The following is a 26450-nucleotide window of genomic DNA, read 5'->3' as shown; positions in this document are numbered from 1 at the left end:
CGAAGAATGTGGGCGGCCCTGTTGGCCGCACTGCTGGTGGTGCTCGGGCTGCAAACGCTGCCCGCGACCGGACAGCCGCAGGCCCCTGAGGCAGCCGCCGCGCAGGTCCTGACCTGGACCGCCGGCGACGACATCACGAAGTACGCCTCGGCGCCCGCGACGACGGTGGCGGGCGCGACGACGATCGTCTTCGAGAACAGCAAGGCGACCGGCAACACCACCGGAATGCCGCACACGTTGACGTTCGACACCTCCGATCCCGAGTTCAACAACGACGTCCAGCTCAACATCCTCGCCAACCCGGGCGACGACCAGGGCGGCAAGCACAGCGCCGAGGTCACGCTCACCCCCGGCCGCTACCGCTACTTCTGCACGATCCCCGGTCACGGGCAGATGCAGGGCATCCTGGTGGTGACCGAGGGCAGCGGCGAGGACACCACGGCCCCCGAGGCCGCCGCGCACGTCAGCGGGACGCAGAACGCGCAGGGGCAGTACGTGGGTTCGGCGAGCGTGGCGCTGCACGCCACCGACAACGAGGGCGGCTCCGGGGTCGACCGCGTCGAGTACGCGGTCGGTGACGCGGGCGCCTGGCAGCCGTACACCACGCCGGTCGTCGTCGACCAGGTCGGCGATCACAAGATCCGCTACCGCGCCTTCGACAAGGCAGGGAACGTCTCGGCGGAGAAGAACGTCACGTTCACGGTCGTCGCGCCGCAGAGTGACGACACGACCGCGCCGGAGACGTCGGCGACGGTCAGCGGCGAGCAGAACCCCGACGGGACGTACGTCGCCATGGCGACCGTCACCGTCACCGCCTCCGACACCGGGTCCGGCGTCAACACCATCGAGTACGCGATCGGCTCCGGTGCCTGGCAGCCGTACACCGCGCCCGTGATGGTGCACGAGGTCGGCAGCCACACGGTGCGCTACCGCGCCACCGACAAGGCGGGCAACGTCGCGCCGGAGAAGAACGTCGCGTTCACGGTCGTGGCGGCGCCGCAGCCGGACACGACCGCGCCGGTGACCGGTGTGAGCGTCGAGGGCACGAAGAACTCGTCCGGGGCGTACGTCGGCAGCGCCGCGGTGACCGTCACGGCGACCGACGAACACCACGGCTCGGGCGTCGACCGGATCGAGTACTCGATCGACGGCGGACCGTACCTCGCGTACACCGCTCCGGTCGTCGTCGACCGCGCGGGCACCCACACCCTCGCCTACCGGGCGACGGACAAGGCGGGCAACACCTCCGCCGCCCGCACGGTGACCTTCACGGTGGTCTCCAGCCAGGTCCCCGCGCCCAACTGCCCGGAGTTCGACGAGCGGTTGACGGTGATCGTCGGCACGGTCGACTCGGGCGTCCCGAACCGGCTGACCAACAGCCGGTGCCGGATCAACGAGCTGATCGAGGACGAGAAGGAGTGGACGTCCCACGCGCTGTTCCTCAAGCACGTGACGGCGGTCCTGGACAAGCTCCTCAAGGAAGGCGTCGTCGACCAGCGCGAGTACAACGCCATCCGCAAGGCTGCCCGCCAGTCCGGGATCGGCAAGCCCGGCCAGACCGAGGGCTACCGCACGATCCTCGACGGCAGCGCGGCGTCGTTCGCCAAGTGGCAGCAGGTGGGCGGTGGTTCGTTCGCGCCGAACGGCGACGGCTCGATCACGTCCGGGACGACGAAGGCGGGCCTCGGCATGCTGTGGTTCCCGGAGCGGAAGTACGGCGACTTCTCGCTCAAGCTCCAGTGGCGTGACGACGCGCCGGGCACCGGCAACGCCAACTCCGGCGTGTTCGTGCGGTTCCCGTGGGTCCATGACCACCCCGAGGAGTCACGGCCGGAGTGGGTCGCCATCAAGTACGGGCACGAGGTGCAGGTCTTCGACCGGCCCGACGGCGACATGTACAAGACCGGTTCGGTCTACGGCTTCGACCGGGTGGGGCTCGCGGGCGCGGGCGTCACCCAGAAGGGGACGTGGAACGACTACGAGATCCGGGTGGTCGACCAGCACTACTCGGTCTTCCGCAACGGCGTGCTGATCAACGAGTTCGACAACACCGGCGGCCAGGACTTCGTCCCGCCCCGCTCGGACGACCCGGGCACGGACGGGCGGCGGTTCGCCTCCGGCTACGTCGGGCTCCAGGTGCACGGCACGACGGATGTGGTCTCGTACCGGGACGTCCGGATCAAGGAGCTGTAGGTTCCGGCGGCGTCTCCTTCGGCTTCCCCTCGGGAGGCGCCGCCTTCTTGGCCCGGCTCGGCTGCACCCGCTTGGGCTCCCCCGGCATCTTCGGATACTCGGGCGGGTACGGCAGATCGCCCAGCCCATGGTCGCGCTCGTCCTTGTTGGCCAGCTCCAGCAGCGCGTCCAGGGAGAAGCGGTGGTCGTCCATGTCCGCGTGCACATCGCCCAGTTCGGCGAAGCGCGCGGGCATGGTCACGATGTCGAAGTCCTGGGGGTGGGCGACGCCGACCTCGTCCCAGCGCAGGGGCGCGGAGACCGGGGCGTGCGGGCGGGGCCGTACGGAGTACGCCGAGGCGATGGTCCGGTCCCGGGCCGTCTGGTTGTAGTCGACGAAGATGCGCTCGCCCCGCTCCTCCTTCCACCACTTGATCGTCACGTGGTCCGGCATCCGGCGCTCCAGCTCCCGGCCGACCGCGATGGCGGCGCGCCGGACCTGGGTGAACGTCCAGCGCGGCTCGATCGGCACGAAGACGTGCAGGCCGCGGCCGCCGGAGGTCTTGGGCCAGCCGCGCAAGCCCCCGAACTCGTCGAGGACGGCGCGCAGTTCGTGGGCGGCGCGTACGGCGTCGTCGAAGTCGGTGCCGGGCTGCGGGTCGAGGTCGATGCGCAGTTCGTCGGGGCTGTCGACGTCGGCGCGGCGGACCGGCCAGGGGTGGAAGGTGAGCGTGCCGTACTGGGCGGCCCACAGGACGGCGGCCTCCTCGGTGGGGCACATCTCGTCGGCGCTGCGGCCGCTGGGGAAGGTGATGTGGGCGGTGGGGATCCAGTCGGGCATGCTCTTGGGCGCCCGCTTCTGGTAGAACCACTCGCCGGTCACGCCGTCCGGGTAGCGCTCCAGGGTGGTGGGGCGGTCGCGCAGGGCGCGCAGGATGCCGGGGCCGACGGCGATGTAGTAGCGGGCGAGGTCCAGCTTGGTGTAGCCGCGTTCCGGGAAGAAGATCTTGCCCGGGTTGGACAGGCGTACCGTCCGCCCGGCCGCCTCCAGTTCCACCGCTTCGCCCATGCGAGCCACCGTAGGCGCAGCGCGCGTGCCGCGCATACCGGGCGACGGCCGCCGGATGCGAGCAGAATCGGAGCATGGACCTGCCGGTGATGCCGCCCGTGAAGCCGATGCTCGCCAAGTCGGTCGCGAAGATCCCGCCGGGCATGCAGTACGAGGCGAAGTGGGACGGGTTCCGGGCGATCGTGTTCCGCGACGGGGACGAGATCGAGCTGGGGAGCCGGACCACGAAGTCGCTGACCAGGTATTTCCCGGAGCTGGTGGCGGGGCTGAAGGAGCGGTTGCCGGAGCGGTGCGTGCTGGACGGGGAGATCGTGATCGCGCGCGAAGGGCGGCTGGACTTCGACGCGCTCACCGAGCGCATCCATCCGGCGGACTCGCGGGTGCGGACGCTGGCCGAGCGGACCCCGGCGTCGTTCGTGGCCTTCGACCTGCTGGCCCTATCGGACCAGTCGCTGCTGGAGACCGCGCTGGCCGACCGGCGGGCGCTGCTGACGATGGCGCTGTCGGGGGTGACGGCCCCGGTGCACGTGGCGCCGGCGACGACCGACGTCGAGACGGCCCAGGGGTGGTTCGAGCAGTACGAGGGTGCAGGTCTGGACGGGGTGATCGCCAAGCCGCTGACCCTGCGCTATCTGCCGGACGAGCGCGCCATGTTCAAGGTGAAGCACGAGCGGACGGCGGACGTGGTCGTCGCCGGCTACCGCCTCCACAAGAGCGGGCCCGTCGTGGGCTCCCTGCTGCTCGGCCTCCACGACGACCGGGGCACCCTGCAGCACGTGGGCGTGTCGGCGGCGTTCTCGATGAAGCGGCGGGCCGAGCTGATCGACGAGCTGGAGCCCTTGCGGATGGAGGAAGCCGCGGGGCATCCCTGGGCGGCGTGGGCCGAGGAGGCCGCCCACGAGTCGGCCCGGCTGCCGGGGGCGCCGAGCCGGTGGTCCGGCAAGAAGGACCTGTCCTGGGTGCCGCTGCGGCCGGAGTGGGTCGCCGAGGTGGCGTACGACCACATGGAGAACGGGGTGCGCTTCCGGCACACGGCCCGCTTCCGCCGCTGGCGCCCGGACCGCACTCCCGAGAGCTGCACCTACGCGCAGTTGGAGGAGCCGGTCCGCTACGACCTCGCGGAGATCTTCGCGCCGCAGGCCTGACCGGACGGGGCCGGCGTCAGGGCCGCATCAGCACCTTCACGGCGCCGTCCTGCTTGCGCTGGAACATCTCGTACGCCTGCGGGGCGTCGCTGAGCGGTACCCGGTGCGTGGCGAAGTCGTCGACGCCGAGGGGGTCGTCGTCCGTCAGGAACGGCAGGATGTCGTCGGTCCAACGGCGCACGTTGGCCTGGCCCATCCGCAGCTGGATCTGCTTGTCGAAGAGCGTGAGCAGCGGGATCGGGTCCGCCGTGCCGCCGTAGACGCCGGACAGCGAGATCGTGCCGCCCCGCCGGACCAGGTCGATCGCGGTGTACAGGGCTGCCAGCCGGTCGACGCTGAAGCGCTCGGCGAGCGGAGCGCCCAGCTTGCGGGGCAGGATCGCCGACGCCTGCTGTGCCAGCCGGGCCGCGGCGCTGCCGTGGGCCTCGGTGCCGACCGCGTCGATGACGGCGTCGGGGCCGCGGCCGTCGGTCCGGTCGCGGATGGCGGCGACGAGCTCCTTCTCGTCGTCGAAGCTCCTCAGGTCGAACGTCTCGACACCCCGTCCCCGCACCCGCCGCAGCCGCTCGGGCACCAGGTCCACGCCGAACACCTGCCCGGCGCCGGTCGCCCGGGCGATGCGGCAGGCCATGTCCCCGATGGGGCCGAGGCCGAGCACGGCGACGCTACCGCCCTCCGCGACCTCGGCGTAGCGGACCGCCTGCCAGGCGGTGGGCAGCACGTCGGAGAGGTAGACGAACCGGTCGTCGGGCGGCCCTTCCGGGATCTTGATCGGGCCGAACTGTGCCTGCGGGACGCGCAGGTACTCGGCCTGGGCGCCCGGTACCGCGCCGTACAGACGGGTGTAGCCGAACAGGGCGGCGCCCATGCCCTCACCGGTGACCTGGGTGGTCTCGCACTGCGTGGGCAGCCCGGTCAGGCACATCCAGCAGTCGCCGCACGCGATCTGGAACGGCACCACGACCCGGTCCCCCGCCTGCAGGTCCGGTACGCCGGCGCCGACCTCCTCGACGATGCCCATCGGTTCGTGGCCGAGGATGTCCCCCGGCGTCATGAACGGCGTGAGCACCTCGTACAGGTGCAGGTCGGAGCCGCACAGTCCGCTGGAGGTGATGCGGATGACCGCGTCCGTCGGCTCCTGGATCTGCGGATCGGGCACGTTCTCCACCCGCACGTCCCGCTTTCCCTGCCAGGTCACTGCCCTCATCGTCCGCGCTCCCTCCGCTCGCGTGCGTGTGCGCTCGTACGGTGGCCGCCCGGGTACCCCTGTGATCCCCCGGCGAACCGCCGGGCCGGCCGGTGGGCCGATCGGCGCATTCACGGGACCGCGGGGTCCGGCCGGGTATGACATCAATGAACAGATAAGCGCACAATTGATGACATGAACCGGACGGGTGGTCGCGGGTGACGACGTTGGGCAGACGACGAGCGGCGCGCACCCGACGCGCCACGACCATGACGGGGCTGATGGCCGCGGCGCTGGCGGCCGCCCTGGCCGCCGGCTGCACGCTCTCCGGCGGCCCGCGCGACGACAGCCGTGGCAAGGACACCTCGACGCCGAGCGAGAGCGAGAGCCGGGCGAAGACGTCGTCGGCGCTGGCCGTGAAGATCGACAACTCCCCCTCCGCCAGGCCCCACACGGGCCTGAACCAGGCGGACATCGTCTACGTCGAGCAGGTCGAGGGCGGTCTGAGCCGTCTGATGGCGGTCTACGCGCAGAAGCTGCCGAAGGCCGTCGGGCCGGTGCGCAGCGCGCGCGAGACGGATCTGGAGCTGCTGCGTCAGTTCGACCGGCCGGTGCTCGCCTTCTCCGGCGCGCAGCGCAAGCTCCTGCCGCTGATCGACGCCGCCCCCTTGACGGCGGAGCCGCCCGGCGAGGCGGCCGACGCCTACTTCCGCGGCACCGGCCGGCCCGCGCCGCACAACCTCTACCTGCGGCCCCACCGGCTGATGTCCGCGCCCCCGGGCTCGCCCGCCCTGACGACCGGATTCCGCTTCGGGCCGGCCCCGGCGGGCGGCAAGGCCACCGCCTCGCAGACGGTCAGCTACTCGGCGGCCCGGTACTCCTTCACCTGGTCCGAGAGCCGGCACCGCTGGCTGGTCGCCATGGACGGCACCGCGGCCAGGACGACGGACGGCGAGCGGGTCATGGCCGGGACGGTCGTCGTGCAGTACGTGAAGATGCGCAGGTCCGGCTATCACGACTCGCTCGGCCACCACACGCCGTACACCGAGACGGTGGGCGCGGGGAAGGCGCGGGTGCTGCGCGACGGGCGCGCCTACGACGTCAAGTGGAAGCGTCCGAAGGCCAAGGACGGCACGACGTTCACGACGAGGGACGGCAAGCGGATGACCTTCCAGCACGGCCAGGTGTGGGTGGTGTTCGCGAACGCGTCCTGAAGGGCGGTCAGGGTTGCCCGACGAGGGGTTCCGCCGGGTTGCGCAGCCCCTCGGCCGCGTCCGCGACCCGGCGGATCAGATCGAAGAAGACCGTCTGTTCCTCCGCGGACAGCGGGGCCAGGAACACCTGGTTCATCCGGGCCGTGCGCACGGTCAGTTTCTTGTGGGTCCGCAGGCCCTCGTCCGTGAGGCGCAGCAGGAAGCGGCGGCCGTCCTGGGGGTCGCGGACCTTGTCGAGCAGTCCGCGGCGGCCGAGCCGGCTGATCACCTCGGCGATGGTGGACCGGTCGAGCCCCACCCGCTCGCCCACCGTCCGCTGGTCCAGGCCCGGCTCGGCGACGAGCGTGTTGAGGACGGCGAACTGGGGCGAGGTGATCTCCTCCGAGACCATCGTGTTCCACAGCAGGTAGTGCGCCTGCTGGAGCCGCCGGGCCAGATGCCCGGGGTGGGTGGTGAGGTCCACGGCGGCCATGCGTGCTCCCCTGGTCGTTTCGTCGGTGCACTGAACAATACCCGGCCATGAGGTGACTGTCTGCGGTGCGTACGACCCGACGAGGCTCACATTTGCCGAGGTCTTGACGGCTTCGAGCCGCAGTGGCAGCGTGAGGGGGAACCTCGCAGAAATACTCAGTGCCCTGACTAATTCGGCGCTGGGAGCTCGGAAGAGATGGGGCTTCTCGGATGGACAAAGTGGTCGCCACGGCCCTGGAGGCGGTGGCCGATGTGGGCGGGGGCGCGTCGCTCGCGGTGGGTGGCTTCGGGCTGAGCGGAGTGCCCAACGTGCTGATCCAGGCGCTGTACGAGCGGGGCGTGTCCGGCCTGTCGGTCGTCTCCAACAACTGCGGGGCGATGGAGTCCGGTCTCGCGGTCCTGCTGTCGGCGGGGCGGATCGCCCGGGTGACCGGCTCCTACATAGGGGCCAACAAGGAGTTCGCCCGCCAGTACCTGTCCGGGGAGCTGGAGGTCGAGATGATCCCGCAGGGCACGCTCGCCGAGCGGCTGCGCGCGGGCGGCGCCGGGATCCCGGCGTTCTACACGCCGGCCGGGGTGGGCACCCAGGTCGCCGACGGCGGACTGCCCTGGCGCTACGACGGCTCCGGCGGGGTCGCGCTGGCCTCGCCGCCGAAGGAGGTGCGGGAGTTCGACGGCACCGAGTACGTGCTGGAGCGCGGGATCCGTACCGACTTCGCGCTGGTGCGGGCGGCGAAGGGCGACCGGCACGGGAACCTGGTGTTCAACAAGTCCACCCGGAACTTCAACCCGCTGGCCGCGATGGCCGGGCGGGTGACGATCGCCGAGGTCGAGGAACTCGTCGAGCCCGGCGAGATCGATCCCGACGCGGTGCATCTGCCGGGGATCTTCGTGCAGCGGGTGGTGGCGCTGACATTGGAGCAGGCCGCCGCCAAGGGCATCGAACAGCGCACGGTCTCCGTGCGTCCGGCACCGGGGACGGTGAGCTAGTCATGGCGTGGACGCGGGAAGAGATGGCCGCGCGGGCCGCGCGCGAGCTGCGGGACGGGCAGTACGTCAATCTCGGCATCGGACTGCCGACGCTGATCCCGAACTATCTGCCCGAGGGCGTGGAGGTGATCCTGGAGTCCGAGAACGGCATCCTGGGCACCGGCCCCTACCCCACCGAGGACCAGGTCGACCCGGATCTGATCAACGCGGGCAAGGAGACCGTCACGGTGCTGCCGGGCGCGTCCTTCTTCGACTCGGCGCTGTCGTTCTCGATGATCCGGGGCGGCCACATCGATGTCGCGGTGCTCGGCGCGATGCAGGTCTCCGAGACCGGAGACCTCGCGAACTGGGCGATCCCCGGCAAGATGATCACGGGCATCGGCGGCGCGATGGACCTGGTGCACGGGGCCCGCACGGTCATCGTCGTGATGACCCACACCGCCAAGGACGGCTCGGCGAAGATCCGCACCGAGTGCGCGCTGCCGCTCACCGGCAAGGCGTGCGTGAACCGGGTCATCACCGACCTCGGCGTCCTGGACGTCACCGAGGACGGGCTGCTGCTCGTCGAGACCGCGCCCGGCGTGGCCGTGGAGGAGATCGTGGCCAAGACCGACGCCAAGCTGACCGTCGCGGAGGACCTGCTGTGAGGACCGTCTACCTCGTCGACGCCGTCCGCACCCCGGTCGGCCGCTACAACGGCGGCCTCGCGAGCATGCGCCCGGACGACCTGGCCGCCCACGCCATCCGTGAACTGATGGCCCGTACGCCCGACCTGGAGCCGTCCCGCGTCGAGGACGTCTACTTCGGCAACGCCAACGGCGCCGGCGAGGAGAACCGCAACGTCGGCCGCATGGCCGCCCTGCTCGCCGGTCTGCCCACGTCCGTGCCCGGCGTGACGGTCAACCGGCTGTGCGCCTCCGGCCTGGAGGCGGTGATCCAGGCGGCCCGCGCCATCGCCGTCGGGGACGCCTCCGTCGCCGTGGCCGGCGGGGTGGAGTCGATGACGCGGGCGCCGTACGTGCTGCCCAAGTCCGACAAGCCGTTCCCGGCGGGGCACACGGAGCTGTACTCCACCACCCTCGGCTGGCGCATGGTCAACCCGCGGATGGAGCCGCAGTGGACCGTTCCGCTGGGCGAGTCGGCGGAGCTGATCGCCGAGAAGCACAAGATCGGCCGGGAGCAGCAGGACGAGTACGCGCTGGCCTCCCACCGGAAGGCCGCCAGGGCCCAGCGGGCCGGCCTGTTCGACGCCGAACTCGCGCCCGTGTCGATCCCGCGGCGCAAGGGCGACCCGGTGGTCCTCGCCGCGGACGAGTGCGTACGGCCGGATGCCTCCCTGGAGGCCATGGCCAGGCTCAAGCCGTCGTTCCGCGCCGAGAACGGCACCGTCACCGCGGGCAACGCCTCCCCGCTCAACGACGGAGCCGCGGCCCTGCTCCTGACCGACGAGGAAGGGCTGAAGGCCACCGGCCGCGAGCCGCTCGCCCGGATCTCCGCCACCGGCGTCAACGCCCTCGACCCGCACTACTTCGGGCTCGCGCCGGTCGAGGCCGTCAACCGGGCCCTCGCCAAGGCAGGCCGGACCTTCGCCGATCTGGACGTGCTCGAACTCAACGAGGCCTTCGCTGCCCAGGTGCTGGGCTGTGTGGCCGAGTGGCCCGAGTTCGACCCGCAGATCCTCAACCCGCAGGGCGGCGCGATCGCCCTCGGCCACCCGCTGGGCGCCTCCGGTGCCCGCCTCGCCGGCACGGTCGCCCACCAACTCGCCCGCAAGGGCGGCGGAGTCGGCGTCGCCACCCTGTGCATCGGCGTCGGCCAGGGCCTCGCCCTCGTTCTGGAGCGTTAGGAACCCCGAGGAACTCCCATGACTCTCACCCAGCACGACATCGACCAGGAGATCGCGGCCGAGCACGCCGCGTACGAGAAGCGGATCGCCGACGGAGCGCCGGTCGAGCACCATCCGCGCCGCGACTACGCGCCGTACCGCTCCTCCGTCCTGCGCCACCCGAAGCAGCCGCCGGTCGCCATCGACGTCAGCAAGGACCCGGAGCTGGTGGAGCTGCACTCCCCCGCCTTCGGCGAGCGCGACATCACCGAGATCGACAACGACCTGACCCGGCAGCACACCGGTGAGCCGATCGGTGAGCGGATCACCGTCGAGGGCCGGCTCCTCGACCGCGACGGGCGCCCGGTCCGCGGCCAGCTCGTCGAGATCTGGCAGGCCAACGCGGCCGGCCGCTACGCCCATCAGCGCGAGCAGCACGACGCCCCGCTGGACCCGAACTTCACCGGGGTCGGCCGCACGCTGACGGACGACAGCGGCTTCTACCGCTTCACCACCGTCCAGCCGGGCCCGTACCCGTGGCGTCAGCACGTCAACGCCTGGCGGCCGGCCCACATCCACTTCTCGGTCTTCGGCACGGCGTTCACCCAGCGGCTGGTGACGCAGATGTACTTCCCGAGCGACCCGCTGTTCCCGTACGACCCGATCATCCAGTCGGTGACGGACGACGCGGCGCGGCAGCGGCTGGTCGCGACCTACGACCACAACCTGTCGGTCCCGGAGTTCTCGATGGGCTACCACTGGGACATCGTGCTCGACGGGCCGCACGCCACCTGGCTCGAAGAAGGGCGCTGACCTGCGATGACGAAGATCGACACCAACCGTCCGGAGACGGTGCTGCCCACTCCCTCGCACACGGTCGGCCCGTTCTACGGCCACGCCCTGCCCTTCCCGGGCGGCGGCGACATCGCGCCCCTCGGCCACCCGGACACGATCGCGCTGCAGGGGTACGTCCTCGACGGCGAGGGCAACCCGCTCCCGGACGCCTTCGTGGAGCTGTGGGGCGCCGACCCGGACGGCCATGTCGCGCGGGTCGACGGTTCGATGCGCCGCGACCCGGCGAGCGGTGGCTTCCTGGGCCGCAACGGGCTGGAGTTCACCGGCTGGGGGCGGATCCAGACGGACGCGTCCGGTCACTGGAGCGCGCGGACGCTGCGGCCGGGGGCGCGCGGGAACAGCGCGCCGTACCTCAGCGTGTGCGTGTTCGCGCGGGGGCTGCTGGTGCATCTGTTCACCCGGATCTATCTGCCGGGCGACGACGCGGCGCTGGCCGCCGACCCGCTGCTCGGCCGGCTGGACGAGGCGCGACGCGACACGCTGATCGCGAAGGACCAGGGCCGGGGCACATACCGTTTCGACATCCGCCTTCAGGGCGAAGGCGAGACGGTCTTCCTGGAGTTCCAGTGACTTCTGCCGGTTCCGACGACACCGGCCTGCTCTCCCCGGGGTGGGCAGGCTCCCCCGCCGCCGCCGCGACCGGCGACACGGCCTTCCTGCAGGCTCTGCTCGACGCCGAGGCCGCCCTCACCCGGGCCCAGGCCGCCCTCGGCCTCGCCCCGGCCGGGGCGGCGTCGGCGGTGACCGAGGCGGCGGACGCGGGCCGCTTCGACGCGCACTCCCTCGCCGGGCGGGCCAGGGCCGGCGGCAACCCGGTCATCCCCCTGGTCGCGGACCTGACGAAGGCGGTCGGCGAGGAGTACGGCCCGTACGTCCACCGGGGCGCGACCAGCCAGGACATCATGGACACGGCGACGATGCTGGTCGCCGCCCGCACCCTCGACCTGGTCGTCGGCGACCTCGACCGCACCGCGCGGGCAATGGCCCGGCTGGCCGCCGAGCACCGGGACACCGCGATGCCGGGGCGGACGCTCACCCAGCACGCCGTACCGACCACGTTCGGCCTGAAGGCGGCCGGCTGGCGGGCGCTGGTGCTCGACGCGCGGGACCGCACGACGGCCGTACGGGACTCGCTGCCCGTCCAACTCGGCGGCGCGGCGGGCACGTTGGCGGCCTTCGGGACGTACGGGGCCGGCGACCCGACCGAGTTGCCGGCGGCGTACGCGCGCGAACTCGGCCTGCGGGCGCCCGACCTGCCCTGGCACACCCTGCGCACGCCGGTCGCCGACCTCGCCGGCTGCCTCGCCTTCACGGCGGGCGCGCTCGGCAAGGCCGCTGTGGACGTCCTCACGCTCTCCCGCACCGAGATCGGCGAGCTCGCGGAGGGCAGCGGCGGGGGTTCGTCCGCCATGCCGCACAAGTCGAATCCCGTACGGTCCACACTCATCGCCGCCGCGGCACGCCGGGCGCCTCAGCTCGCGGCCACGCTGTACGGGTCGATGGCGGCGCAGGACGAGCGGCCGGCCGGTGCCTGGCACGCCGAGTGGGAACCGCTCAGGGACCTGCTGCGACTCGTCGGCGGGGCCGCCCGGGACGCCGTGGAGCTCTCCGAGGGTCTGGTCGTCAGGGCCGATGCCATGCGTGAACACCTCGATCTCACCCACGGGTTGATCGTCTCCGAGCGGCTGTCCGCCGAGCTGGCCCCGGTGCTGGGCCGGGCCCGCGCCAAGGAGCTGCTCACCCGGCTGGCGTCCGAGGGGCGCCCGCTCGCCGAGGCTCCCGAGCTGGCGGACGTCGACCTCGACCCCACCCACTACACCGGCTCCGCCGGAGCCCTCACCGACCGTGCCCTGGAGCGACGTTGACACTCCTCGACCACCGTGCCGAAGGGCCCGCCTCGGCACCGCCGCTGCTGCTCGGCCCGTCCCTCGGGACCTCGTCCGCCCTGTGGGACAAGGTCGCGCTCGAGCTGTCGATCACCCATCGGGTGGTGCGCTGGGAGCTGCCCGGACACGGCGGATCCGACCCCGGTCTCATCGGGCCCGGTGCGACGGTCGGTGATCTCGCCGACCTGGTGCTCGCGCTCGCCGACTCGCTCGGCATCGAGCGGTTCGCCTACGCGGGGGTCTCGCTGGGCGGCGCGGTGGGGCTGCATCTCGCCGTGCACCACCCGCAGCGGGTCGGCTCCCTGGCCGTGATCTGTTCGTCGGCGCACTTCAACGGCTCGAAGCCGTGGGAGGAGCGGGCCGCGCTGGTGCGGCGCGAAGGGCTGGCGGGGCTGGCCGAGAGCGCGGACGCCCGCTGGTTCACGCCCGGGTTCACCGTGCCGGAGCTGGTGCGGGACCACCGCGACGCCGATCCGGCCGCCTATGCCGCCTGCTGTGACGCGCTGGCCGCCTTCGACCTGCGCGAGAGGCTGGCCGAGATCTCCGCGCCGACCCTGCTGGTCGCCGGGCGCGAGGACCCGGCGACGCCGCCCGCGCATCTGCGGGAGATCGCGGACGCCGTTCCCGGCGCCGCGCTCGTGGAGCTCCCCGGGGCCTCGCACCTGGCGCCGGCACAGTGTCCACAAGCCGTGCTGACGGCTCTGCGGGCGCACCTCGGCGGGGGCGCCACGCGGGGCATGGAGGTACGGCGGGAGGTGCTCGGCGACGATCACGTGGACCGGGCCCAGGCTCGGCAGACCGCGTTCACCGCGCGCTTCCAGGACTTCATCTCGCGCTACGCCTGGGGCGAGATCTGGACCGACCCGACCCTGACCCGCCGCGAACGCAGCATGATCACTCTGACGGCGCTGGTCGCGCACGGCCACTACGAGGAGCTGGCCATGCACGTCCGGGCGGCGCGGCGCAACGGGCTGACGCCGGACGAGATCGGTGCCGTGCTGCTCCAGACGGCCGTGTACTGCGGGGTTCCGGCGGCGAACTCGGCGTTCGCCACGGCCCAGCGGGTGCTCGCGGAAGAGGAAGGGTGACCCTGCTGGTCGTAGCCCCAGCAGCACCTCGCACCCGCGTGCCCGGTATGCCTACGGTGGAGGCATGTCCACCATTCTGATCACCGGCGCCACCTCCGGACTCGGCCGCTACGTCGCCTTCGAGCTGGTCCGGTCCGGACACCGCGTCCTCGCGCACGGGCGGGACCCGGGTCGTACGGAGGGGCTCGTCGAGGAGTTGCGGGGCGAGGGCGAGGCCGAGGGGTTCGTGGCGGATCTGGCCTCGCTCGGACAGGTGCGGGAGCTGGCGGCGCATGTCGCCGGCGCGCATCCCGAGCTGGACGTGCTGATCAACAACGCGGGAGTGGGCTTCGGCCCGCCCGGCACGGGCCGCGAGCTCAGCGCCGACGGGCACGAACTGCGGCTGGCGGTGAACTACTTGGCGCCGGTCGCGCTGACCCGTGCCCTGCTTCCCGTGCTCCGCGCGAACGCGCCCGCGCGGATCGTCAACGTCGGCTCGGCCGGCCAGGAGCCGCTCGACCCCGACGACCCCGAGCTGACCCGTGGCTACACCGGCGCCGCGGCGTACTGGCGGAGCAAGTTCGCTCTCGCGGCCCATACCTTCGCCCTCGCCGAGGAGCTGGAGAGCACCGGCGTCTCGGTCAACGTGCTGCACCCGGCTACCTACATGGACACCGGGATGGTCCGCGAGGGCGGCATCACCCCCTGGAACACGGTCGGCGACGGCGCTCCGGGAGTGCTGGCCCTCGCCACCCGCGACCTGGGGACGGGCGGCTACTTCGACGGGACGTCCCGGGCGCGGGCCCACGAGGGGACGTACGACCCCGAGACACGCAAGCGGCTGGCCGCGGTCACCGATCAGCTGCTGAGCCTCTGAGCCGCCGCGGAACGTTCGGACGGGCTCACACCAGCCCGGCGAGCGCCGCCTCCGCCTGGCGGACCAGTCCGTCCGCGCCGCACGACCGCGCCAGTGTCAGGCCTCGTCGGAGTTCGGCCGCCGAGCGGGCGGCGATGCCGTACTCGACGCGGGCGGCGGCGTGTTCGTACCGGCTGGGCGAGGCCTCCAGACAGGTGACGGCCCGCTCGGCGAGGACCACCGCGCGCCGGCCGGTCTCCAGGGCGGCGGCGCAGCGCAGGGCCTCGCCGATGGCGGTGTCGGTGCCCAGCCGCTCGGCACGCCGGCGGACCTCGCCGGCCAGGCGCACGGCGCGTTCGGGGTCCTCGCTCGCGAGCGCACGGGTCAGGTCGAGGGCCCAGGGCACGGCCACCGGGTTGTGGTGGCCGCGTACGGCCGCCGCCTTGCCGGCCGCCTCCAGTTCGTTGATGCCGTCCTTGGTGCGGCCGACGGCGAGGAGCAGCCGGCCACGGACCGAGCGCGGGTCCGGCAGGAGGATGGTGGACGGGTAGGGCGGGGCGAAGCCGTACCGCTCGGCGATCTCCCAGGCCTGCGCGACATGGCCGCGGGCCAGCAGTGTGTCGACGAGGTTGCAGGTCGTGGACCAGTACAGGGGCAGCCCGCGGCCGACCCGCTCGGCGAGCGCCAGGGATCCGCGCAGGGACGCCTCGGCCTCGCGCAGCCGTCCGCGCCTGCGGTGGCCGAGGCCGACGTAGGCGTGGGCCAGCGCGAGGTGGCCGCCGCTCCAGCCGGCGGACTCGTAGGCGCGCAGGGCGTCGTTGTAGAGGGCCTCGGCCCGGTCGAGCCGGTCGGTGTAGGCGTAGGCGCTGGCCAGCATCATCAGCAGCTCGATGCCCCACTCCGGATCGGTCCAGCCGAGTCCGGGGGCGAGCCGGCCGTCGACGAGGGCGCGGTCGCACAGCTCGGCGACCTCCTCGGCGCTCTCGCCGCGGGTCATGGCGTCGAAGCCGCGCAGGATGAGCACGGCGCGCTCGGAGTTGTCGCGGCCGGTGCAGGTCCGGGCGAGTCCGGCGAGGCGCGCGGAGCGTCCCGGGGAGGTGGCCTGGCCCGCGTGGACGCCCTCCCACATGAACTGCACCGCCTGGAGCCGCAGTTTGGCGGGCCCGTCCCGGTGCCGGGCGGCCTCCGCCTCCACAGTGCGGACGGCCTCCTCCATCTGGTCGTTGTGGACCAGGGCCTGGGAGAGACGGAAGACGGCGTCGACGCGTTCGGCGCCGTCGAGGCCGGGCATGGCGAGGGCGGTCCGGAGGTGGCCGACCGTGGTGGCGGGCGCCGTGAGGAGGGTGGCGCAGCCCAGTTCGTGGAGCACGCGCGCGTGGACGGCGGGCAGGGGCGGCTCCAGCAGGGCGCGCTCCAGACAGCGGCGGGCCGCGTCCGGGGCGCCGACGGCGAGATGCTCGCGGGCGGCCTCGCGCAGCTGCTCGACGAGCTCGTTGTCGTGGTCCGGGTGGACTTCCAGCAGGTGGCGGGCGGCGACCGCGGCGCCGTGGCCGTGGTCGGTGACGACCCGCGCGGCGATGCCGTGCATCGCGGTGCGCAGCGCCTCGGGGATGGAGTCGTAGACGGCGGTGGCGATCAGCGGGTGGACGAACTGCAGCTCGCCGTCGCCGGGTTGGACGCCCGCCGGGTCGGGTTCCGTGAGGATGCGGGCGGTGCGCAGGAGTTCGGCGCAGCGCACCGCCTCGTCGAGGCTCATGGTGGCGAGCTCGGCGACCAGGTCGACGGAGATGCCGGTGCCGAGGATCGCGGCCGCCCAGGCGAACCTGGTCGCGTCGAGGCCGAGTGCCTCCAGCCGGGCGACGAGTCCGCCGCCGCGTGCCGAGCGGTTCAGGGCGCGCAGCTCGCCTGCCGCCGACTCGGTCGGCCCGAGCTCGCCGGCGCGCACCTTGGCGAGGAGTTCGACGGTCTCGTAGGGGTTGCCGCCGGTGACGGCCCAGACCTCGCGGCAGAACGGGGCGTCGGCGTGCGGTCCCAGGGTGGCGCGGGTGAGGCCGGCGGTGGCGTCGGGGGTGAGGGCGCTCAGGGTGGCGACGGAGGAACCGGCGGCGGCGATCGCGTCGAGGTGGCGGGCGCTGTCGCCGTCGGCCTCGCCGGGGCGGTGGGCGACCACGAGCAGGACGCTCTCCTCGTCGAGGCATGCGGCCAGGGCGGCGAGCCAGCGCAGGGTCTCCTGGTCGGCCCAGTGGGCGTCGTCGACCAGCAGGACCAGCGGCCATTCCCGCCGGGCCAGCCCGCGCACGGCGGCGACCAGTCCGTCGCACACGCCCTGGGGGTCGGCCTGGCGTTCCCCGGGGTCCGCTATGCCGAGGGCGGGGCCGGCGATGTCGTACCAGTCGCCGAGGTACTCGCGTGCCTCCTCGGGCATCAGCGAGAGCAGCGCGGGCTGGAGCAGCTGCCGTACGACGTTGAAGGGGACGGCGCTGAGGGTCTCGCCGCCGCGGGCGGACCACACCGTGCAGCCGCGGGCCTCGGCGATGCGCCGGGTCTCGGCCAGCAGGGCCGTCTTGCCGAGTCCCGCCTCGCCGCGGACCACCAGGAGGCTGCCGGAGGAGGACTTCTCTGCGCACACCGTGTCCAGGGCCCGCTCGACCGCCGCGAGTTCGTGGTCGCGTTCCCACAGGGAGGCCGAGGCGGCCGACGTGGGCCGTACCTCCGTCATCCCGTTCCTCCCCCGGTCGCCCGAACGGCGTACGAACGTCGAGCCTAGCCATCCGGCCGACTGGGCGGAGGGCGGTCCGGGCACCTGTTGCCGTGACGGGTGACAGGGAGGCGCCGCAGGGCGACACGAAGGCCCCGCGACCTGCCCCGCACAACTGACTGGCGGTCAAAATCTGGTCGTCAGACCGGCGTTGGGAAGGCAGGGGCATGACACGGCTGCATCAGGACCACCGCGCGGTGCGGTCCCGCAAGGCCCTGGTGGCGGGGTCGGTGGGCAACCTCATCGAGTGGTACGAGTTCGGTGTCTACGGCTACTTCGCGACGGTCATCGCGGCGCGCTTCTTCACGCCCGAGGGCGGCAGCGAGGCCGAGGCGCTGGTGAAGACCTACGCGTCGTTCGCGCTGGCGTTCTTCTTCCGGCCCGTCGGAGCCGCCCTGTTCGGCCGGCTCGGCGACCGGATCGGCCGGCGTCCGGTGCTGATCCTGGTGATCGCGCTGATGACCGTGGCGACGACCCTGATCGGCGCGCTGCCGACCTACGACAGGGTCGGCGCCCTCGCGCCGTGGCTGCTGACGTTTCTGCGGGTCCTCCAAGGGCTTTCGGCGGGCGGGGAGTTCGGCGGCGCGGTGTCGGTGATGACCGAGTTCGCGCCACCGGGGCGGCGCGGGCTGTACGGGTCCTGGCAGTCGTTCACCGTGGCGCTGGGGCTGCTGTGCGGGGCGGGGGCGGCGGCGCTGCTGGCCACCGTGCTGAATGCGGAGCAACTGGCCGACTGGGGCTGGCGGTTGCCGTTCCTGCTGACCCTGCCGCTGGGGCTGGGCGCGCTGTGGCTTCGGCTGCGGCTGGACGAGACGCCCGCGTTCCGCGCGGAGAGGGAGGCCGAGCGCCCGCCGGTGCGGGAGGTCGCTGGGGCGATCGTGCTGGGTGCCGGGCGGATCATGGGGTGGGCCGCGGCCGGATACACCTTCCTGGTGGTGCTGCCGTCGTATCTGCAGTCCACGCTGGACGCGACCTTCCAGCAGGCGCTGATCGCGACCGTGCTGGCCAACTTCGGGTTCGCGGTGACGATCGTGCCGGCCGGATGGCTGAGCGACCGGCTGGGGCGGCGGGCGGTGATGCTGACGGGGGCGCTGCTCGTGGTGGTGCTCGCGGTGCCGCTGCTCAACCTTCTTCAGGACCCGGGCGTTTCCCTCACCGTGAAGGGTGCGGCAGTGTGGGGCGCGGGTGCCGTCGTGGGGCTGATGGCGGGACCGGGACCGGCGATGCTCGCGGAGCTGTTCCCGACGAACGTGCGCTACACCGGGCTGGGACTCGCCTACGCCCTGTCGAACGCGGTGTTCTCGGGCTGCGCCGGGCTCATCATCGCGGAGACGATCGAACGGACGGGAAGCGTGGACATCCCCGCGTACTACGCGGCGGCGACGTGCGCGGTGAGCGTCCTCGCGCTGGCCACGGTCCCGAAGGCCCGGGTCGGCGGGCCGGGGGCCGCGGCCGCCCCGGTCGGCGATGCCGAGGGAAAGGCGAGGTGAGCGCATGCGGGTGATCGGCCTGATGTCGGGCACGTCCTACGACGCCATCGACGCCGGCGCCGCCGATCTGAGCCTCGTCGGCGACAGCCTGGTCCTCGAACCGCTGGGGCTGGTGAGCGAGGCGTACGACGAGGTGCTGCGGGAGTCCCTCACGGCCGCGCTGCCGCCGGCGACGACCTCGCTGGCCGTGGTGTGCAGGCTCGACACCGGGATCGGGCGGGCGTTCGCGGCGGCCGCCGTCCGGGCGAACCGGGAACTGTGCGACGGGCGGGCGGAGCTGATCGCCTCGCACGGGCAGACGGTGTACCACTGGGCCGAGGACGGGCGGGTCCACGGCACGCTGCAACTCGGGCAGCCGGCGTGGATCGCCGAGGCCACCGGGCTGCCGGTGGTCGCCGACTTCCGGCCGCGCGACATCGCCGCCGGAGGCCAGGGCGCGCCGCTGGTCAGCCTGGTCGACCTGCTGTGGCTGCGCGGCCGGCCGGGCGCTCCGGTCGCCCTCAACCTCGGCGGCATCGCCAACCTGACCTCGCCCGACGGCACCGCCTTCGACACCGGTCCGGGCTGCGCGCTGATCGACGCCGCGGCACGGGGGTTCAGCGGCGGACGGCTGGCGTACGACGTGGACGGGGCGCTGGCCGGTCGCGGCACCGTCCACGAGCCGCTGCTGCGCCGGCTGCTGGAGGAGCCGTACTACGCGCTGCCGGCGCCGAAGACGACCGGCAAGGAGCTGTTCCATCTGGGGCATCTGCGGGACGCGCTGGCCGGCGTCGGAACGCTGCCCGCCGAGGACGTAGTGGCCACGCTGACCATGCTCACGGCACAGACGGTCGCCGACGCCGTGCGCACGGTGGGCGCGACCGAGGTGATCGCCTCGGGCGGCGGGACCCGCAATCCCGTGCTGATGAGGATGCTCGGGCAGCGGCTGCCCGGGGTGACGCTGCGCACCTCCGACGCCCTCGGACTCCCGTCGGCCGCCAAGGAGGCGTACGCCTTCGCCGTACTGGGCTTCCTGACCGCGCACGGACTGCCCGGCACCGAGCCGTCGGCCACCGGGGCCCGCGAGGCCCGCATGCTCGGTTCCATCACGCCGGGCCGGGACGGTCTGCGGCTCCCGCCGCCCGTCGCGCGGCGGCCCGTGCGGCTCGTCGTCGAGTGACACGTGCGGACACCCGCCGTGACACTGCGCACCTCCGACACCCTCGGACTCCCGTCGGCCGCCAAGGAGGCGTACGCCTTCGCCGTACTGGGCTTCCTGACCGCGCACGGACTGCCCGGCACCGAGCCGTCGGCCACCGGGGCCCGCGAGGCACGCGTGCTCGGTTCCATCACGCCGGGCCGGGACGGTCTGCGGCCACCGCCGCCCGTCGCGCGGCGGCCGGTTCGGCTCGTCGTGCAGTGAGGCGTGGGGGCACCCGGGGTGGCGGAATGCCGGATCCTCTCATCCCGCTTTCACCGACGCCTCATACGGTGTTCCCATGACGCAGGTGACTCCTCCCGGCTGGTACCCCGATCCCGGCCGGCAAAGTGACGGTCCGCCCACCGAGCGCTGGTGGGACGGCAAGGCATGGACGGACCAGGTCCGGCCCGCGGCGGCGGCCGACGCGTGGAGTCCGCCGGAGCAGCAGGTGGCCGGCGGGGGCTCCTCGGCGCTGCCGGCGTATCCCGGGTATCCGGTGCACCCCGGCTATCCCGGCCAGGTGCGGCCGAGCGGGCGGCGCGGGCTGCGCACGGGCATAGCCGTGGGGGTGGCCGCGGTCGTCCTCGCGAGCATCGGCGTCGGCGTGTACGCGCTGAGCGCCGACGGGGGCTCGAGCGGCGGCGCCAACTCGCAGCAGCGGGGCCCCGGCGGGCAGGACGGCCAGGGGGGTCCCGGGGGCGGTCAGGGCGGGCCGTTCGGGGACTCCGGCGGCGGCAACGGGGGCTCCGGTGGGCAGTCGCCCGCACCCGAGGGTTCCGAGGCGCCGCGGATCGAGAGCGGCTCGGTGACCGACCCCGTGAACGGGATCAGCCTGCCCGTGCCCGACGGCTGGTACGGGCAGCAGCTCACCGTGGGCGCGCAGGTGGCGTCGGACGAGACGTACAAGTGCCCCTCGGACACCTCCCAGAGCTGTATGAAGGGCGGCGCCTACTCGGCCCCCGCGCTCACGCACGGCAGCAAGGGCGAGACCGCCGAGGAGGTCGCCAAGGCGGACATCGCGGCGAACGCCAAGGAGTCGTACGGCAAGGGGTACGGCGAGATCACCTCGCACGAGGTGCTGGCGTCCAGGGCGGTGACCGTCGCCGGGCAGAAGGGCTACATGGTCCGCTGGAAGGCGGTGACGAGCAAGGGCTCCGACGGTTACGTCGAGTCGCTCGCCTTCCCCTCGCCCGTCGGCGGGCGGCAGATGGTCGTGGTCCGCCTCGGCGTCGACGTCGGGGAGGGGCAGTCGGTCCTGGACGAGATCGCCGAGGGCATCAAGGTGTCCACCGGCGGCGGCAACGGCCAGGACGTCTGACGCCCGACCTGGAAAGGTGCGGCCGGGCGAGGCTCCCCTCCGCTCAAGAGGAGCCCCACCCGGCCGGGGGGGTGCGCGCCGCCCCCGTCCCCACGGGTCGGCGCGGAACAGGTCACCGTCCAGTCATCCCGTGGACGGCGGCCTGAGTCTCAGGCGAGGCCGAGCGTCGGCAGCACGGCGGCCTCCACGAATCGGACGATGTACTCGGGATCGGCGTCCTCGCCCTCCAGCACGGGACGGGCCCGCAGCACGCCGAAGATCTGGGCGGGGATGTACTCCAGCGCCGGATGGCCCTCGGCGACCTCGCCCCGCTCCACACCGCGCCGCAGGATCTGCTGCAGCGCCTGGATCTCGGGGTCGATAAGCGCCTCGCGCAGCGCCTTCTTGAGCTCCGGGTCCTCCATGACGGCGTGACCGAGCGCCTGCAGCAGCCGGGTGTCCCTGGCCGACCACGCCCCCGCGGCCCGCGCGGCCTCCTTCAGGTCTCCCGCGAGCGTGCCGGTGTCGATGCCGTCGAAGCGGCTCTGCCGGCTGGCGCGCAGGGCGGCCGCCACGAACTGCGGTTTCGTCCTCCACTGCCGGTACAACGTGGCCTTGCTGCAGCGCGTGGACGCGGCGACGCCCTCCATGGTGACGGCGTCGTAGCCGCAGGACCGGATCTGTTCGAGCACGGCGTCGAAGAACTCCTGCTCACGCTCGGGCGTGATCTTGGAGCGGCGCGAGGCGGCGACCGTCTCCGGTCCGTCCGCGGCCTGCGACGTCATCTGCTCGTCTCCTCGCTCGGTGCGATGCCCCGGCGTCCCCTGGGGCCCGCTTACCAGTGTGGCGTATGTCTATCGAAACGCCACTGTACCGGAACGCCGACGTATCGGTACAGTGGCGTATCGGTACAGGCACGTTTCGGTACGTCGCCGTATCGATGAGTTCGCCGGGCCCGAGGAGTCATCAGCTCGACAGCTCCACCCAGCACCACCCACGTCAGCGAAAGGGCCGGGGGATGAATGGCCGCACCGAGCCTGCGCGAGCCGAGACCGACGCGATAGCGCGGCCTCCGCTCGTCCGTGAGCTCCTGCTCGTCGCAGGGCTCTTCCTTGTCTACAAGTTCGGCCGGCAGCTGGCCACGGGCCACACCGGCGAGGCCTTCCGCAACGCGGACCGTGTGTGGGACCTCGAACGGGCGGTCCGTCTGCCCGGCGAGGGCTCGGTGCAGCACCTGCTGCTGCACGGCGACACGCTCGTCCACGTCGCGAACACCTACTACGCGACCGTCCACTTCCCGGCCACCGCCGCGTTCCTCATCTGGCTGTACCTGCGGCGCCCCACGCACTACGTCTGGGCCCGCCGCGTCCTCGCCGCGGTCACCGCCGCCGCCCTGGTGGTCCACCTGGCCTTCCCGCTCGCCCCGCCGCGCATGCTCGCCGCGACCGGGCTGATCGACACCGGGCGGGTGTACGGCCCGACGGTGTACGGCGCGCCCGCCACCGACCATCTGTCGAACCAGTTCGCGGCGATGCCCTCGCTGCACTTCGGCTGGGCGCTGATGGTGGCGGTCGGCCTGATCGTGGCAACCGGCTCCCGGTCGCGCTGGCTATGGCTGCTGCATCCGCTGCTGACCCTGCTGGTCATCGTGGGCACGGCCAACCACTACTGGCTCGACGCGATCGTCGCCACGGCCATGCTCGGCCTCGCGCTCGCCGTCGTCCACCTGCCCAGGCGCACGGCCACCACGGCCGGACAGGGTGCCGAAAAGCTCGTACCGGCGGCCCGCGACGAGGAAGCCGTCCTGGTGGGAGCGGGCCGATGAACGCCACCGCGCTCGCCGTCGCCCTGTCGCTCTTCTCCGCCGTCGCCTACGCCACCGCGGCCGTCGCCCAGGAGCGGCTGGCCGCCCGTGCCGCAGGCTCGGGCCTGCTGCGCCTGCTGGGCTCGGGCGCCTGGTGGGGGGCGGTCCTGCTGAACGGCTCCGGTGCGCTGCTGCACGTCGTGGCCCTGAAGTACGGTCCGCTGACCCTGGTCCAGCCGCTCGGCGCGCTCACCCTCGTGGCCGCCGTGCCGCTGGGCGCGCGCATCGCGGGGCGGCGGGTCAGCCCGGTGGAGTGGCGCGGTACGGCGCTGACGCTGGTGGGCCTCGCCGCGATCCTCGTCACGGCGACCGGGCCCGCCCCCGACGACGTGCTGAGCACGTCCGAGGCGCTGGCGGTCGCCGCGGTGACGGTGGCCCTGATCGGCACGCTGTCGTGGCCGGGCGCGCGGCCGGGACTGCGGCACGCGACCGCGTCCGGCTTCGCCTCCGGGGTCGCCTCCGCGCTCACCCAGACGGTCACCGTGGCCGCGACGGACCACTCCGCCCCGCTGCTCGGCCTTCAGGTGGTCGGTGTGGCGGTGCTGGTCGCGGCGTTCGCGGTGAGCGGGCTGCTGCTGTCGCAGACCGCCTACCGGGGCGGCCTCGGCGCACCGCTCGCGGTGGTGACGCTGGCGAACCCGCTGGCGGCCGCGGCGATCGGGCTCGTCCTGCTCGGCGAGCGGCTGCGGGGCGGCCCGGCGGGGGTGTTGCTGGCGCTGGCCGGTGCGGGTCTGGCGTCCTGGGGCGTGGTGCTGCTCAGCCGGGCGACGCCCGAGCCCGCCGGCACGCACTCCCCCGAGGCCGACGAAGAGCACCCCGTGGCCGCCGTACTGGCGCTGCCGCCCGAGTCGGCGGCACCGGAACGGCCGTTGGTGCCCCGGCAACCTGAACCGGGGCACCTCACCGCACTGTGAGCCGGACTACTCGGTGATGATCGCCGGGTCGCTCACACCCGGCCGCCCGTTCTCCACACGTCCGGCGAACCGCCGCAGGAACGCCGGGTCGGCGTCGGAGGTGACGGACAGGTCGTACCAGCGCCGGCTGGCCAGGAGGTCGACGCAGCGGCGCACCGTGGCGCCGGGCGCGACCGTCACGGTCGTGGCTCGACCGCCGTACCCGTTGGCGATCTTCAGGCGGACGCTCGCCCTTCCCTTGTTGGTGAAGGTCAGCTCGATGTCGTCGCCCTTGGGGCGGGCGGTGACCTCGGGACCGGCCGTCTTGTTCGAGCCCTTGAAGTAGCGCACGAAACCGGCCGGGCCGTGCACCGTCAGGTCGTACGAGCCGCCCGAGTACACCGAGTTCCAGGTGTCGGCGAGGGACTTGCCGGCCTCGGTGGTGTACATCCACGGGCCGTCGGTGCGGTTGCCGGAGGTGACGTGGAAGGCGGCACCGGCCTTGGCGCCGGAGGCGAAGGACAGCGTGAACTTTCCGGCCGCCGCGTCCACCGAACCGTCCACATACGGGGCGTATTTCAGCGCACGGGAGGGACGCAGACCGCGCTCCTGCTTGGGCATGTCGACATCGGCCGGCGGCGTCGGCTTGTAGTCGGGGTGACGCTCGCGGTCCTGCGGCTCGTACTCGTCCGTCTCCGGCAGGGCGGCCGGGCGGCTGTCCTTGCGGGAGAAGTCGAAGGCCGAGGTCAGGTCGCCGCAGACGGTCCGGCGCCAGGGCGAGATGTTGGTCTCCTTGACGCCGAAGCGGCGCTCCATGAACTGCAGGATGGAGGTGTGGTCCAGGGTCTCGGAGCAGACGTAGCCGCCCTTGCTCCACGGCGAGACGACGAGCATCGGCACCCGCGGGCCGAGCCCGTAGGGGCCGGCCGGGCGCTTGCTGTCGCCCTTGTAGAGGTCGAGCGAGACGTCGACCGTGGACTTGCCCTTGGAGGCGTCCTTCGGCGGCAGCGGCGGCACGACGTGGTCGAAGAAGCCATCGTTCTCGTCGAACGTGATGAACAGGGCCGTCTTCGACCAGACCTCCGGGTTGGAGGTGAGGGCGTCCAGGACCTGGGCTATGTACCAGGCGCCGTAGTTCGAGGGCCAGTTGGAGTGCTCGGAGAAGGCCTCGGGCGCGGCGATCCAGGAGATCTTCGGCAGCTTGCCGGCCTTGACGTCGACCCTGAGCCGGTCGAAGTAGCCGTCGCCGTTCTTGACGTCGGTGCCGGTGCGGGCCTTGTCGTACCAGGGGTCGCCGGGCTGGGCGTTCCGGTACTTGTTGAAGTACAGCAGCGAGTTGTCGCCGTAGTTGCCCCGGTAGGCGTCCTCGATCCAGCCCCAGGAGCCGGCCGCGTCCAGGCCGTCGCCGATGTCCTGGTAGATCTTCCAGGAGATACCGGCCTGCTCCAGGCGCTCGGGGTAGGTGGTCCAGCCGTAGCCGAGCTCGTCGTTGCCGAGGACCGGGCCGCCGCCGGTACCGTCGTTGCCCGTGTAGCCCGTCCACATGTAGTAGCGGTTCGGGTCGGTGGAGCCGATGAAGGAGCAGTGGTAGGCGTCGCAGACGGTGAAGGCGTCGGCGAGGGCGTAGTGGAAGGGGATGTCCTCACGGGTCAGGTACGCCATCGTCGTGGTGCCCTTGGCGGGGATCCACTTGTCGTACTTGCCGCCGTTGTAGGCCTGCTGGCCGTCGGTCCAGCCGTGCGGGAGGCCTTCCAGGAACTGCATGCCGAGGTCGTCGGCGTCCGGGTGGAACGGCAGGATGTCCTTGGTGCCGTTCGACTGGTGCCAGATCGACTTGCCGTTGTCGTGCGCCACCGGACGCGGGTCGCCGAAGCCGCGCACACCGCGCAGCGCGCCGAAGTAGTGGTCGAAGGAACGGTTCTCCTGCATCAGGACGACGATGTGCTCGACATCCTCGATCGACCCGGTGCGGTGGTTCGCCGGGATCGCGGCGGCCCGCTGGATGCTGCTCGAGAGAGCCGTGAACGCCGTGGTCGCGCCCGCGAGTTGGAGGAATCTGCGGCGATTGACTTCGGGCATGAGTGAGGGACCTCTTCCCATAGGGGGTGATTTGACCGGACGGCACGTGACGGAATGCGCGCGGAAGGAGTGTTCCAGGAGCACCAAACGTCAGGGAAGGGTCCGGTGGCGCTCGTGTGAAAGTCGCGGGTACGTGAGGTGTGCCGGGCGCGG

At 72.6% G+C, this 26450-nt stretch carries 23 protein-coding genes; 17 read left to right on the top strand and 6 right to left on the bottom strand.

The genetic code is table 11. The features are described 5' to 3' along the window. Window positions 1–6: 6 nt before the first annotated feature. Window positions 7–2193 (top strand): OmpL47-type beta-barrel domain-containing protein, encoded by a 2187-nt coding sequence (locus ACIRD7_RS04670; protein WP_403451660.1) that lies wholly within the window; start codon window positions 7–9, stop codon window positions 2191–2193. On the opposite strand, the gene ligD is transcribed toward ACIRD7_RS04670, so the two are convergent. After that, window positions 2180–3241 carry a non-homologous end-joining DNA ligase gene (gene ligD, locus ACIRD7_RS04665; protein WP_403449673.1) on the bottom strand — a complete coding sequence of 354 codons (1062 nt, stop codon included), beginning with the start codon at window positions 3239–3241 and terminating at the stop codon, window positions 2180–2182. The genes ACIRD7_RS04670 and ligD overlap by 14 nt on opposite strands. A 74-nt stretch (window positions 3242–3315) precedes the next feature. Here ligD and ACIRD7_RS04660 point away from each other — a divergent pair, with 74 nt between their 5' ends. Further along, window positions 3316–4386 (top strand): ATP-dependent DNA ligase, encoded by a 1071-nt coding sequence (locus tag ACIRD7_RS04660; protein WP_403449671.1) that lies wholly within the window; start codon window positions 3316–3318, stop codon window positions 4384–4386. Between the two features lie 16 nt (window positions 4387–4402). Here ACIRD7_RS04660 and ACIRD7_RS04655 read toward each other — a convergent pair whose 3' ends face one another. Beyond that, on the bottom strand, window positions 4403–5593 hold the full coding sequence (locus ACIRD7_RS04655) for an alcohol dehydrogenase catalytic domain-containing protein (RefSeq protein ID WP_403449668.1): 1191 nt from the start codon (window positions 5591–5593) through the stop codon (window positions 4403–4405). Window positions 5594–5841: 248 nt separating this feature from the next. Between ACIRD7_RS04655 and ACIRD7_RS04650 the strand changes: the two genes are divergently transcribed. Then, window positions 5842–6786: a DUF3048 domain-containing protein gene (locus ACIRD7_RS04650; RefSeq protein WP_403451658.1), complete on the top strand. Its 945-nt coding sequence runs from the start codon at window positions 5842–5844 to the stop codon at window positions 6784–6786. A gap of 7 nt (window positions 6787–6793) precedes the next feature. Here the strand turns inward: ACIRD7_RS04650 and ACIRD7_RS04645 are convergent, their stop codons facing one another. Then, window positions 6794–7258 carry a MarR family winged helix-turn-helix transcriptional regulator gene (locus ACIRD7_RS04645; protein ID WP_403449667.1) on the bottom strand — a complete coding sequence of 155 codons (465 nt, stop codon included), beginning with the start codon at window positions 7256–7258 and terminating at the stop codon, window positions 6794–6796. Between the two features lie 209 nt (window positions 7259–7467). Between ACIRD7_RS04645 and ACIRD7_RS04640 the strand changes: the two genes are divergently transcribed. The 8 genes from ACIRD7_RS04640 (at window position 7468) to ACIRD7_RS04605 (ending at window position 14757) form a co-directional block, all read left to right on the top strand. After that, a complete protein-coding gene (locus tag ACIRD7_RS04640; protein ID WP_403449664.1) occupies window positions 7468–8247 on the top strand; it encodes a CoA transferase subunit A in 780 nt (259 codons plus the stop codon). Between the two features lie 2 nt (window positions 8248–8249). Further along, window positions 8250–8894, top strand: a complete 645-nt coding sequence (locus tag ACIRD7_RS04635; protein WP_403449663.1) for a CoA transferase subunit B — start codon at window positions 8250–8252, stop codon at window positions 8892–8894. Continuing rightward, window positions 8891–10093: a thiolase family protein gene (locus tag ACIRD7_RS04630; RefSeq protein ID WP_403449661.1), complete on the top strand. Its 1203-nt coding sequence runs from the start codon at window positions 8891–8893 to the stop codon at window positions 10091–10093. The genes ACIRD7_RS04635 and ACIRD7_RS04630 overlap by 4 nt, the downstream gene beginning before the upstream one ends. Before the next feature lie 18 nt (window positions 10094–10111). Next, window positions 10112–10885 (top strand): protocatechuate 3,4-dioxygenase subunit beta, encoded by a 774-nt coding sequence (pcaH, locus tag ACIRD7_RS04625; protein WP_403449658.1) that lies wholly within the window; start codon window positions 10112–10114, stop codon window positions 10883–10885. A 6-nt stretch (window positions 10886–10891) separates the two neighbouring features. Then, on the top strand, window positions 10892–11497 hold the full coding sequence (pcaG, locus tag ACIRD7_RS04620; RefSeq protein ID WP_403449656.1) for a protocatechuate 3,4-dioxygenase subunit alpha: 606 nt from the start codon (window positions 10892–10894) through the stop codon (window positions 11495–11497). Further along, window positions 11494–12792 (top strand): 3-carboxy-cis,cis-muconate cycloisomerase, encoded by a 1299-nt coding sequence (gene pcaB / locus ACIRD7_RS04615; RefSeq protein ID WP_403449654.1) that lies wholly within the window; start codon window positions 11494–11496, stop codon window positions 12790–12792. The genes pcaG and pcaB overlap by 4 nt, the downstream gene beginning before the upstream one ends. Next, window positions 12789–13901, top strand: coding sequence for a 3-oxoadipate enol-lactonase (gene pcaD / locus ACIRD7_RS04610; RefSeq protein WP_403449651.1), 1113 nt, complete (start codon window positions 12789–12791; stop codon window positions 13899–13901). Before pcaB ends, pcaD begins: the two co-directional genes overlap by 4 nt. Window positions 13902–13965: 64 nt before the next feature. After that, window positions 13966–14757 carry an SDR family NAD(P)-dependent oxidoreductase gene (locus tag ACIRD7_RS04605; RefSeq protein WP_403449648.1) on the top strand — a complete coding sequence of 264 codons (792 nt, stop codon included), beginning with the start codon at window positions 13966–13968 and terminating at the stop codon, window positions 14755–14757. Window positions 14758–14782: 25 nt separating this feature from the next. Here ACIRD7_RS04605 and ACIRD7_RS04600 read toward each other — a convergent pair whose 3' ends face one another. Then, window positions 14783–17455, bottom strand: a complete 2673-nt coding sequence (locus ACIRD7_RS04600) for an ATP-binding protein (RefSeq protein WP_403449645.1) — start codon at window positions 17453–17455, stop codon at window positions 14783–14785. A 206-nt stretch (window positions 17456–17661) separates the two neighbouring features. Between ACIRD7_RS04600 and ACIRD7_RS04595 the strand changes: the two genes are divergently transcribed. The 4 genes from ACIRD7_RS04595 (at window position 17662) to ACIRD7_RS04580 (ending at window position 21482) form a co-directional block, all read left to right on the top strand. After that, a complete protein-coding gene (locus ACIRD7_RS04595; RefSeq protein ID WP_403449643.1) occupies window positions 17662–18984 on the top strand; it encodes an MFS transporter in 1323 nt (440 codons plus the stop codon). Between the two features lie 4 nt (window positions 18985–18988). Then, a complete protein-coding gene (locus ACIRD7_RS04590; RefSeq protein ID WP_403449640.1) occupies window positions 18989–20143 on the top strand; it encodes an anhydro-N-acetylmuramic acid kinase in 1155 nt (384 codons plus the stop codon). Window positions 20144–20161: 18 nt separating this feature from the next. Then, entirely contained in the window at window positions 20162–20386 is a 225-nt protein-coding gene (locus ACIRD7_RS04585) for an anhydro-N-acetylmuramic acid kinase (protein ID WP_403449638.1), read from the top strand. A 76-nt stretch (window positions 20387–20462) separates the two neighbouring features. After that, the gene (locus ACIRD7_RS04580; RefSeq protein ID WP_403449636.1) at window positions 20463–21482 is read left to right on the top strand and encodes a DUF2510 domain-containing protein; all 1020 of its coding nucleotides are present in this window, start codon (window positions 20463–20465) and stop codon (window positions 21480–21482) included. Between the two features lie 149 nt (window positions 21483–21631). Here the strand turns inward: ACIRD7_RS04580 and ACIRD7_RS04575 are convergent, their stop codons facing one another. After that, the gene (locus ACIRD7_RS04575) at window positions 21632–22246 is read right to left on the bottom strand and encodes a TetR/AcrR family transcriptional regulator (protein ID WP_403449633.1); all 615 of its coding nucleotides are present in this window, start codon (window positions 22244–22246) and stop codon (window positions 21632–21634) included. A 233-nt stretch (window positions 22247–22479) separates the two neighbouring features. Between ACIRD7_RS04575 and ACIRD7_RS04570 the strand changes: the two genes are divergently transcribed. Together ACIRD7_RS04570 and ACIRD7_RS04565 are read left to right on the top strand one after the other, a co-directional pair. Continuing rightward, window positions 22480–23286, top strand: a complete 807-nt coding sequence (locus ACIRD7_RS04570) for a phosphatase PAP2 family protein (protein ID WP_403449630.1) — start codon at window positions 22480–22482, stop codon at window positions 23284–23286. Continuing rightward, window positions 23283–24239 (top strand): DMT family transporter, encoded by a 957-nt coding sequence (locus ACIRD7_RS04565; protein ID WP_403449627.1) that lies wholly within the window; start codon window positions 23283–23285, stop codon window positions 24237–24239. The genes ACIRD7_RS04570 and ACIRD7_RS04565 overlap by 4 nt, the downstream gene beginning before the upstream one ends. Window positions 24240–24245: 6 nt before the next feature. Here the strand turns inward: ACIRD7_RS04565 and ACIRD7_RS04560 are convergent, their stop codons facing one another. Beyond that, window positions 24246–26297 (bottom strand): phosphocholine-specific phospholipase C, encoded by a 2052-nt coding sequence (locus ACIRD7_RS04560; RefSeq protein ID WP_403449625.1) that lies wholly within the window; start codon window positions 26295–26297, stop codon window positions 24246–24248. Between the last annotated feature and the right edge of the window lie 153 nt (window positions 26298–26450).

The sequence above is a fragment of the Streptomyces sp. NPDC093568 genome, from assembly GCF_044764945.1.
GTDB lineage: Bacteria > Actinomycetota > Actinomycetes > Streptomycetales > Streptomycetaceae > Streptomyces.
The sequence above is the reverse complement of the archived record's forward strand: the minus strand, read 5'-3'. Positions and strand labels throughout refer to the sequence as shown.

Excerpts from the sequence above, each read along its gene's own strand:
- ACIRD7_RS04570 (WP_403449630.1), top strand. The coding sequence starts at position 22,480 with ATGAATGGCCGCACCGAGCCTGCGCGAGCCGAGACCGACGCGATAGCG.
- ACIRD7_RS04605 (WP_403449648.1), top strand. The coding sequence starts at position 13,966 with ATGTCCACCATTCTGATCACCGGCGCCACCTCCGGACTCGGCCGCTAC.
- ACIRD7_RS04660 (WP_403449671.1), top strand. The coding sequence starts at position 3,316 with ATGGACCTGCCGGTGATGCCGCCCGTGAAGCCGATGCTCGCCAAGTCG.
- ACIRD7_RS04640 (WP_403449664.1), top strand. The coding sequence starts at position 7,468 with ATGGACAAAGTGGTCGCCACGGCCCTGGAGGCGGTGGCCGATGTGGGC.
- ACIRD7_RS04650 (WP_403451658.1), top strand. The coding sequence starts at position 5,842 with ATGACGGGGCTGATGGCCGCGGCGCTGGCGGCCGCCCTGGCCGCCGGC.
- pcaG (WP_403449656.1), top strand. The coding sequence starts at position 10,892 with ATGACGAAGATCGACACCAACCGTCCGGAGACGGTGCTGCCCACTCCC.
- ACIRD7_RS04595 (WP_403449643.1), top strand. The coding sequence starts at position 17,662 with ATGACACGGCTGCATCAGGACCACCGCGCGGTGCGGTCCCGCAAGGCC.
- ACIRD7_RS04580 (WP_403449636.1), top strand. The coding sequence starts at position 20,463 with ATGACGCAGGTGACTCCTCCCGGCTGGTACCCCGATCCCGGCCGGCAA.
- ligD (WP_403449673.1), bottom strand. The coding sequence starts at position 3,241 with ATGGGCGAAGCGGTGGAACTGGAGGCGGCCGGGCGGACGGTACGCCTG.
- ACIRD7_RS04635 (WP_403449663.1), top strand. The coding sequence starts at position 8,250 with ATGGCGTGGACGCGGGAAGAGATGGCCGCGCGGGCCGCGCGCGAGCTG.
- ACIRD7_RS04670 (WP_403451660.1), top strand. The coding sequence starts at position 7 with ATGTGGGCGGCCCTGTTGGCCGCACTGCTGGTGGTGCTCGGGCTGCAA.
- ACIRD7_RS04565 (WP_403449627.1), top strand. The coding sequence starts at position 23,283 with ATGAACGCCACCGCGCTCGCCGTCGCCCTGTCGCTCTTCTCCGCCGTC.
- ACIRD7_RS04560 (WP_403449625.1), bottom strand. The coding sequence starts at position 26,297 with ATGCCCGAAGTCAATCGCCGCAGATTCCTCCAACTCGCGGGCGCGACC.
- pcaH (WP_403449658.1), top strand. The coding sequence starts at position 10,112 with ATGACTCTCACCCAGCACGACATCGACCAGGAGATCGCGGCCGAGCAC.
- ACIRD7_RS04575 (WP_403449633.1), bottom strand. The coding sequence starts at position 22,246 with ATGACGTCGCAGGCCGCGGACGGACCGGAGACGGTCGCCGCCTCGCGC.
- ACIRD7_RS04655 (WP_403449668.1), bottom strand. The coding sequence starts at position 5,593 with ATGAGGGCAGTGACCTGGCAGGGAAAGCGGGACGTGCGGGTGGAGAAC.
- ACIRD7_RS04645 (WP_403449667.1), bottom strand. The coding sequence starts at position 7,258 with ATGGCCGCCGTGGACCTCACCACCCACCCCGGGCATCTGGCCCGGCGG.
- ACIRD7_RS04590 (WP_403449640.1), top strand. The coding sequence starts at position 18,989 with ATGCGGGTGATCGGCCTGATGTCGGGCACGTCCTACGACGCCATCGAC.
- ACIRD7_RS04600 (WP_403449645.1), bottom strand. The coding sequence starts at position 17,455 with ATGACGGAGGTACGGCCCACGTCGGCCGCCTCGGCCTCCCTGTGGGAA.